Below are 8,023 nucleotides of genomic sequence, written 5' to 3' on the forward strand. Positions count from 1 at the left end.
CGCAGCGCTGCGCGAAGGCCGCGTTTTCGGAGAGGAAGCCGTAGCCGGGATGCACGCAGTCGCAGCCGGTGGCCAGGGCTGTCTCGATCATCGCGTCGATGTCGAGGTAGGCGCGCACCGGATCGGCCGCCACCTGGGGCTGGCCGGCGCCGATCTCGCGCGCCAGGCTCGCCACCCGCAGATGCAGGCCCTGCGCGTCGGCGGGCGCGGCCACCGCCACCGACTCCACGCCGAGCGCCGCCGCGGCGCGGGCGATGCGGATGGCGATCTCGCCACGGTTGCTGATCAGGACTCGCTTGAACACGGGCAATCTCCCAGGAGAGCGCGACCGGGGCCGGCGCGCCGCGGCATCAGGGGGCGGGCCTGGCGGCGGCGCGGGCAAGCCGCGCCTCGCGCCGGGCGATCCAGAGGGTGGCGGCCACGATCACCACCCCGCCGACCAGCGTGAATCCGCTGGGCTGGTCGCCGAACACCAGAAAGCCCCAGGTCGAGGCCCAGAGCAGGTCAAGGAACTTGGCCGACTGCGTGGCCGAGACATCGGCCGCCTTCAGCGCGTGGGTCTGGCACCAGTGCGCGAAGATGCCCAGCGCGCCGGCCACCGCGAACACCCCCCACTGCGCCGGCGTGGGCCACTGCCAGACCGGGATGGCCAGCGGCAGCGTGATCAGCGACACGGTGAGCGCCTGCCAGACCACGATCACCGCAGGCGAGTCATGGCGGGTGAGCATCTTGGTGAGCAGGAAGGACAGCGAGAACACCGGCGCCGAGGCGAGCATGATCAGCGAGTACCAGCCGCCGGTGCCGGCCAGCCGCGGCCCGACCACGATCATCACGCCGGTGAAGCCGATGAGCGCGGCGATCCAGCGGTCGGCGCGCATCTTCTCGCCGAGCAGCCAGGCCGCGCCGAGCATGCTGAAGATCGGCCCGGTGTAGCCGATGGCGGTGGTGTCGGCAAGCGCGAGGTGCGGCAGCGCGTAGAACCACAGCGTCATGCCCAGCGCATGCACCGCGCCGCGCGAGAACTGGCCACCGATGCTGGTGGGCATGTAGGCGATCACGCCGGCGCGCAGGATGATCGGCAGCATGACGATCAGGCTGAACAGGTTGCGCAGGAACTGGGTCTCGAAGGGATGCAGCTGCAGCGACAGCCCGCGCACCAGGGTGTTCAGCACCGAGAAGGTGAAGCCCGCGCTGATCGCCCACAGGATGGCGCGGGTGGTGCCCGGCGCCTGGTTGAATCGGTGAGCCAGCGCGCGGACCATCACTCACGCAAAGGTGATCGAGCCGCGGCGGTCGCTCCGCTCGAGGTGCGGGATGTTGTTGAAGCTGGCCAGCCGCAGCTGCCCCGGGCTGGCGATGAGTTCGCAGAAGCCGGTGTTGCGGTACTGCAGGTTGAACTCGATGGACGCGGCCGCGCTAGCGCCGGTGAGCTCGCCGAGCAGCCGACCGATGGCCCCGCCCGAGCTCACCACCAGCGCGACATCGTCGCGGCCCAGACCCTCGGCGGCGGCGCTGAGCGCGCCATGCACCCTGGCGCCGAATTCGCCCCAGGTCTCGGGCATCTGCGGCAGGCGGTCTTCCGACCATGCCCGCATCGCGGCGCGGAAGGTCTGCCAGTAGCCGCGGTAGTCGGACTTCTGCTGGGCCACCGGGTCGGCGCCGCCGGTGTAGGCGGCGTAGAGCGCGCCGCCGTGGTATTCGTCAAGGCCGCCATGGGTGAGGATGCCGGCCGGGTCGACGCCGAGCACGCCGAGCAGCTCCTGCGCGGTCTGCTGCTGGCGGCGCAGCGTGCCGGCCATCACGCGGGTGAAGCGCGTGCCGCGCTCGGCGAAATACTCGCCCAGCCAGCGCGACTGCTGCCGCCCGAGGTCGGAGAGCCGATCGTAGTCATCGGTGCCGAAGGACGCCTGCGCGTGCCGCACCAGGAAGATCACCGCCATGATGCCGTCCCTCTCAGATCACGCCGGCGCCGCGCAGGGCGGCGATCTCGTCGGCGCTGTAGCCGTGCTCGGCCAGCACCTGGTCGGTGTGCTCGCCGAGCTGCGGCGGGCGGCGGCGGGGCACGGGCGGGGTGTCGGACAGCCACACCGGCACCGCAGCCACCGGGGCCGGCCGCGGCAGGCCGGGATAGTCGGTGTCCTGCAGCACGCCCAGCGCGCGCACCTGCGGATGGTCGAGCGTCTGCTGCGGCGAGAGCACCGGCGCGCAGGGGATCTTCGCCTCGCCCAGGATGGTCACCACCTCGTCGGTGCCGCGCTCGGCGCACCAGCGGCCCATGCGCTCGCTGATCAGCACGCCCTCGCGGCCGCGCGCGTCGTCATCGGCAAAGCGCGGATCGGTCAGCCACTCGGGTTCGCCCATCAGACGGGCCCAGCGCTTGTAGAGCGGCTGGCCGGTGACCGCCACCAGCACGAACCCGTCGCGGGTGCGGTAGATGTCGGACGGCGCCGCGGTCTGCCCGCGGTTGCCGGTGGGGATGCGATCGGGTCGGGCCACGGCCTGCTCGATCAGGGCGGCGTTGTTCACGGTGACCGCGGTGGCGAGCAGCGCGCCGGTGACCACCTGGCCGCGACCGGTCTGCTGCCGGTGCATCAGCGCGGCCATGGTGCCGAAGGCGCAGTGCAGCGCGGTGCCGAAATCCACCCAGGGGGCGGCGGCGCGATAGGGCTGATCGGGCTCGCCGGTCATGTAGACCGCGCCCGACATCACCTGGCCCACCCCGTCGAAGCCGACATTGGCGGACATCGGCCCCACCGGCCCGAAGGCGGTGTTGGTCACGAAGATGATGTCCGGCCGGTAGGTGCACAGCGTGGCGTAGTCCAGGCCCATGGCCACCAGCGTGGCCGCCGGCAGGTTGGCGATGACCACATCGGCCTCGCGCACCAGGCGGGCCACCACCTCGCGCCCCTTCGGCGACGCGGGATCGAGCGTCATGGAGCGCTTGTTGCGGTTCATCTGCAGGAAGAGCGCGCCCACCCCGCCCCCCACCTGCGCCGGGAAGCGGTCCTCGCTGCCGTCGCGCTTCTCGATGCGGATGACATCGGCGCCGTACTCGGCCAGCAGCGCGGCGCAGTAGGGGCCGGCGATGTAGCGGCCGAAGTCGAGCACCTTGATGCCCTGGAGCAATGCGGTCATGGCGGCGGCTCCGGGGATCAGCGCAGCGACAGGCCGAGCAGGCGCGCTGCGCGCTCGACGCGGCGGGGGATGCCCGCCTTGTACGACTCGAGATCGATCTCCTCGTCCTGCGAGCCCTGCTGGCCGCCGAGGTAGCGGGCATACACGCCCTCGCCGATGCAGGCCAGGCGCCACTGCGCGAAGGCGCGGTAGTAGTCCACCGCCTTGAGCGACACGCCCATCTTCTCGGCGTACAGGCCGGCGATCTCGTCCTGCGACAGGAAGCCGGGCAGCCCGGTGGTGGCCGGGTCGCCGCCGGCGGCGGGGTCGGAGGGGTCGTACCAGTAGCCGAGCAGCCCGCCCAGATCGGCCATGGGCTCGCCCAGGGTGCACAGCTCCCAGTCGAGCACGCCGGCCACCGGGCCGGTGGGGTCCATCATGCAGTTGGAGAGCCGGTAGTCGCCGTGCGCGATGGTGGCTGGCGAGGCCGGCGGCATCATCGTCTGCAGGGCATCGCGCACCTTGTCGATCAGCGGCAGCTCGCGGGTCTTGGACTGCTCCCACTGGCCCGACCAGCGCTTGAGCTGGCGCTCGATGTAGCCCTCGCGCTTGGCGAGGTTGCCCAGTCCGACCGCGTCGATGTCCACCCGGTGCAGCGCGACCATGGTGTCGAGCAGCTCGCGGCTCATGCGCTCGCGCACCGCCGGCGTGAGGGTGCGGCCGATCTCGACATCGCGCACCACGATGCCCTCGAGGAAGTGCATGACATAGAAGTCACGCTCGTTCACGGACGGGTCCTGGCACAGCCCGACCATGCGCGGCACCGGCACCGCGGTGTCGGCCAGGGCCGACATCAGCCGGTGCTCGCGGGCCATGTCGTGGGCGCTGGGCAGCAGCTTGCCCAGCGGCGGGCGGCGCATGACGAAGCGGCGGCCGGCGGCGTCGGTGACCATGAAGGTCATGTTCGAGCGGCCACCGGCGATCAGGCGAAAGACGAGCGGGCCGGTGGTCTCGGTGCGTTCGGCGATCCAGGCCGACACCCGGGGGATGTCGACGCCTTCGACGGTGCTGGCTGCGGGCGAGGAAGTGGTCATGGTGCGTGGGGGACGAAAGGGTTCAACGAAGCGGTGCGGGCGGTTCAGTCGGGCAGCGAGAAGCCCGGCCGAAGTACCGGCCGGGTGCCGGCGATGGCGAGCAGCGACTCGACGCAGTCGCGCAGCGATTCATCGAGCGGACGGAAGCTCATGCCGGTGACGGCGCGGATACGATCGTTGCGCAGCTGGCAACCGGCCCAGATGGCGCGCATCTCGGCCTCGCGCTCACGGATGCGCGGCGGGAAGTCGTCGGTCACCGGCGGGGTGAGGTGGCCGAGCTCGGGCAGCAGCCGGTCGATGTCGGCGCAGATCGTCTCGACCGGCCGGGTCTCGGTAGACCAGGCGATGTAGCGCTCGCCATTGGCCACGCGGGGGCTTTCGAGCAGGCCGATGTGGGCGTCGGCGTCATCGCGCACATCGACGGTCATCCAGGGCCGGTAGACGCCGTTCTGCCGGCACTCGCCGAGCAGCATGTGATTGATGAGGCTCTGCCAGGGCCCCATGTCCTTCTGATGGGCCGACTGGATGGGCCCGACATTGTCGCCGGGGCAGCAGACGATCGCGTCCCACCGGCCGCTGCGCGCCGCGGCCTGCGAGAACACCCGCTCGATGGTGAGCTTGCCCATCGAGTAGCCCTGCCCGCGCTCCGGCGTGCGCTTGGGGTTGGACTCGTCGGGGTAGCGGTCTTCGTCGAACACCGGCCGGCGCACCAGTTCCTGCAGGTCCATCTCGGAGATGATCGCGGCCACGCTGGAGGTGACCACCACGCGGCGCACGCTGCCCGAGCGCTCGATGCTGTCGATGAGGTCCTGCGAGACCCGCAGGATGTGGTCCTGGTCGGCGTAGCCGCTGACATGCGAGATGTGCGCCACCGCGTCGGCGCCGGCGAAGGCGGCATCGAAGCTGCCCGGCTGGTCGAGATCGGCCGCATGAAGGGTGAGCCGGCGCGAGGCATAGCCAGGCATGGCCTTGAGAAAGCCCACCCGGGTGAGATCAGCGGTGTTGCGCACGCAGGCGCGCACCCGGTAGCCACGCTGGAGCAGTCGGCGCACCACCCAGCCGCCGACGAAACCGGCGCTGCCGGTGACCGCGACCACACCCCCTCGGGGTACTGGGGCCATCGTGAGTCTCCTGGGTGATGTGGGGGACCGGCAGGGCCGGTCATCGGACGAATCCGCCGGGACCTGATGTCCGGTCGAGTGTAAGCGATCGATCCCCGGCCAAGCCGCGCGCGGGCGCGGCGGTCATCCCGAAAACCGGCGCGCCGCCGGGCTCAGATCGACCCTTTCCCCAGATCGAGATGACCGCGGGCGAGGTTCACCCGCAGGGTGTCGGTTTCGCCCTCGGCCAGACGCAGGGAGCGCAGGCGGCGGAACTGCGCCTCGAGGGGGTGACCCGTGACCAGGGCCTCGCCCCCCAGCAGCTGGATGGCCGCGTCGGCAATCTCGCCGGCGATCTCGCTGGCCAGCACCTTGGCGGCGATGGTCTCGTTGACCGCGTCGTGGCCGGCATCGGCCAGTCGCGCCGCACGGTACACCGCCGAGCGGGCGGCGTAGGCGCGGATGCGCAGGTCGCCGTAGCGCAGACGGATGCGCTCGGAGGCCGCCAGCACCAGGCCGCTGCGGCGCGGGCGGCGCAGCTCCTCGGCCAGCAGCCCGATGATCCAACCGGCGCTGCCCACGCAGTCGGCGGCCACCGCGCGGCGCACCGCGCTGATCTTGGCCAGGGCGCGGCCGCGGCCGTCGCCGGGCGCGCCGATGGCATGGTGGCGCGGCACCCGCACCGACTCGAAGCGGAAGGCGGCGTGCTGGCTGCCATCCATCGAGCCGAAATGACGGCTGATGGACACGCCCGGCGCATCGGTGTCGATGATCACCATCGAAGGGCCCTGCCCCTCGACATCCACCAGCGCGGCCAGGAAGTCGGCCTGCGCGCCCCCGGTCACATAGGACTTGCTGCCGTTGACCACCAGCGTGTCGCCCTCGGGCACCGCCCAGGTGGGTCGCGGCGCATCGGCCGATTCGGTGAAGGCGAAACCGGCGCGCTTGTCGCCGGCCAGCACCGGCAGCAGGTGACTGGAGCGCAGCGGCTCGCCCACGCCAGCGAGCACGCCCGCGCCGGCGCCGAGCACGCCCGAGAGGTGGCTGGTGTTGTGCAGGGCGAGGGTCTCGCGCACCACCAGCAGCGTGAGCTCGGGGGTGTCTTCGGCCTGGGTGAGGTGATAGAGGCCGGCGGCCTTGCTGGCCGCGCGCACGCGGGCAGCCCGATCGGCGGGGCTGAGCGTGGCATCGTCGCGCAGCGCGGCAAGCCCGCCACTGGCCAGGGCGGCCACGCGATCGCGCAGCGCGGTCAGTTCGGGGGACAGGAATTCAGGCACACGACCTCGCAGCGCAGGCACGCCCCGGTCCGGGGTGGCCGGTGGCGAGCGCGCAGTCTTGCGGCCGGCGCGCGGCGCGTCAATGCGCCACGCGCCATGGCCGGACCGGCACGGGCAGACCCGCCGGGTGACGGGTCCGGATTCCTTGCGCCGCGCCCGCAAAGCGGGCACGGGTGGCCTACCGTGAGGCGCATCACCTGCCAAGGAGACGCGTCATGAAGGTTGCCCAAGCCATCGCCCGGGCCATGAAGGCCGAGGGCATCGACATGCTCTTCGCCTACCCGGTCAATCCGCTGATCGAGGCCGCAGCCGCCGAGGACATCCGCACGGTCATCGTGCGCCAGGAGCGCGTGGGCCTGCACATGGCCGATGCCTATTCGCGGGTGTCGTCGGGTGACCGCATCGGCGTGTTCTGCATGCAGCACGGGCCCGGCGCCGAGAACGCCTTTGGCGGCGTGGCGCAGGCCTACTCCGAGTCGGTGCCCATCCTGGTGGTGCCGGCGGGCTATGCGCGGCGACTGGCGCATCACTACCCCAACTTCAACGCGGTGCAGAACATGCGCCACATCACCAAGTGGGCCGAGCCGCTGACGATGGGCAAGGCTGCGCCCGAGGTGCTGCGGCGCGCGTTCTCGCAGCTGCGCAACGGCCGGCCCGGGCCGGTGCTGATCGAGGTGCCGGTGGATGTGTTCGGCGAGGAGGTGCCCGACGACTGGGTGCATGTGCCAGCGCTGCGCGCGCGCACCGGGCCCGACCCGGCCGATGTGGGCAGGGCCGCGGCGGTGCTGGCCGCCGCGCAGCGCCCGGTGATCTACGCCGGCCAGGGCGTGCACTACGCGAAGGCCTGGCCGCAGCTGCGCGCGCTGGCCGAAGCCTGGAACATCCCGGTGACCACCTCGATCGAGGGCAAGAGCGCCTTCCCGGAAGACCATCCGCTGTCGCTGGGCAGCGGCGGGCGCGCCAACCCGCGGCCGGTGAAGGCCTTCCTGGCCGAGGCCGATGTCATCCTGGGCGTGGGCTGCAGCTTCGCGCAGACGCCGTTCGGCGTGACCATGCCCGAGGGCAAGACCGTCATTCATGCCACGCTCGACCCCATGGACCTGAACAAGGACCTGCCGGTGCAACATGCGCTGATCGGTGATGCGGCGCTGGCGCTGGACGCGCTGATCGCCGCGATGACCGGTCTGGACCGCGCTCCGGCGAGGGCGCGCGCCGGGCTGCCGGCGCGCATCGCCGCGCTCAAGGCCGAGTGGCTGGCCGAGTGGCTGCCTCGCCTGAACGCGCGGACTACGCCGATCAACCCCTACCGCGTGGTCTGGGAGCTCGACCGGCTGGTGGACAAGGCGCGCACGATCATCACCCACGACGCCGGCAGCCCGCGCGACCAGACCACGCCCTTCTGGAGCGCCACCGCGCCGCTGAGCTACCTGGGCTGGGG

8 protein-coding genes are annotated in these 8,023 nt (G+C 71.8%); 1 reads left to right on the forward strand and 7 read right to left on the reverse strand.

Annotation, left to right across the window (positions count from 1 at the left end; all coding sequences use genetic code 11):
• From AC2H6A_RS15895 to AC2H6A_RS15925, 7 genes are all read right to left on the reverse strand, one after another.
• On the reverse strand, nucleotides 1–304 hold a 304-nt coding region (locus AC2H6A_RS15895), incomplete at its 3' end, for a biotin carboxylase N-terminal domain-containing protein (protein ID WP_484274679.1).
• A 46-nt stretch (nucleotides 305–350) separates the two neighbouring features.
• A complete protein-coding gene (locus AC2H6A_RS15900) occupies nucleotides 351–1,262 on the reverse strand; it encodes a DMT family transporter (RefSeq protein ID WP_484274680.1) in 912 nt (303 codons plus the stop codon).
• Between the two features lie 3 nt (nucleotides 1,263–1,265).
• On the reverse strand, nucleotides 1,266–1,940 hold the full coding sequence (locus AC2H6A_RS15905; RefSeq protein ID WP_484274681.1) for a histidine phosphatase family protein: 675 nt from the start codon (nucleotides 1,938–1,940) through the stop codon (nucleotides 1,266–1,268).
• Nucleotides 1,941–1,953: 13 nt separating this feature from the next.
• The gene (locus tag AC2H6A_RS15910) at nucleotides 1,954–3,135 is read right to left on the reverse strand and encodes a CaiB/BaiF CoA transferase family protein (RefSeq protein ID WP_484274682.1); all 1,182 of its coding nucleotides are present in this window, start codon (nucleotides 3,133–3,135) and stop codon (nucleotides 1,954–1,956) included.
• A 17-nt stretch (nucleotides 3,136–3,152) separates the two neighbouring features.
• On the reverse strand, nucleotides 3,153–4,208 hold the full coding sequence (locus tag AC2H6A_RS15915; protein ID WP_484274683.1) for a phosphotransferase family protein: 1,056 nt from the start codon (nucleotides 4,206–4,208) through the stop codon (nucleotides 3,153–3,155).
• 44 nt (nucleotides 4,209–4,252) lie between these two features.
• Nucleotides 4,253–5,329, reverse strand: a complete 1,077-nt coding sequence (locus AC2H6A_RS15920; protein ID WP_484274684.1) for an NAD-dependent epimerase/dehydratase family protein — start codon at nucleotides 5,327–5,329, stop codon at nucleotides 4,253–4,255.
• A 152-nt stretch (nucleotides 5,330–5,481) separates the two neighbouring features.
• Nucleotides 5,482–6,606: an acyl-CoA dehydrogenase family protein gene (locus AC2H6A_RS15925; protein WP_484274685.1), complete on the reverse strand. Its 1,125-nt coding sequence runs from the start codon at nucleotides 6,604–6,606 to the stop codon at nucleotides 5,482–5,484.
• 194 nt (nucleotides 6,607–6,800) lie between these two features.
• Between AC2H6A_RS15925 and AC2H6A_RS15930 the strand changes: the two genes are divergently transcribed.
• Nucleotides 6,801–8,023 (forward strand): thiamine pyrophosphate-binding protein (locus AC2H6A_RS15930; RefSeq protein ID WP_484274686.1); only part of this gene is annotated, 1,223 nt, incomplete at its 3' end.

This window comes from Quisquiliibacterium sp., from assembly GCF_982640115.1.

Excerpts from the sequence above, each read along its gene's own strand:
- AC2H6A_RS15915 (WP_484274683.1), bottom strand. The coding sequence starts at position 4,208 with ATGACCACTTCCTCGCCCGCAGCCAGCACCGTCGAAGGCGTCGACATC.
- AC2H6A_RS15910 (WP_484274682.1), bottom strand. The coding sequence starts at position 3,135 with ATGACCGCATTGCTCCAGGGCATCAAGGTGCTCGACTTCGGCCGCTAC.
- AC2H6A_RS15920 (WP_484274684.1), bottom strand. The coding sequence starts at position 5,329 with ATGGCCCCAGTACCCCGAGGGGGTGTGGTCGCGGTCACCGGCAGCGCC.
- AC2H6A_RS15905 (WP_484274681.1), bottom strand. The coding sequence starts at position 1,940 with ATGGCGGTGATCTTCCTGGTGCGGCACGCGCAGGCGTCCTTCGGCACC.
- AC2H6A_RS15900 (WP_484274680.1), bottom strand. The coding sequence starts at position 1,262 with ATGGTCCGCGCGCTGGCTCACCGATTCAACCAGGCGCCGGGCACCACC.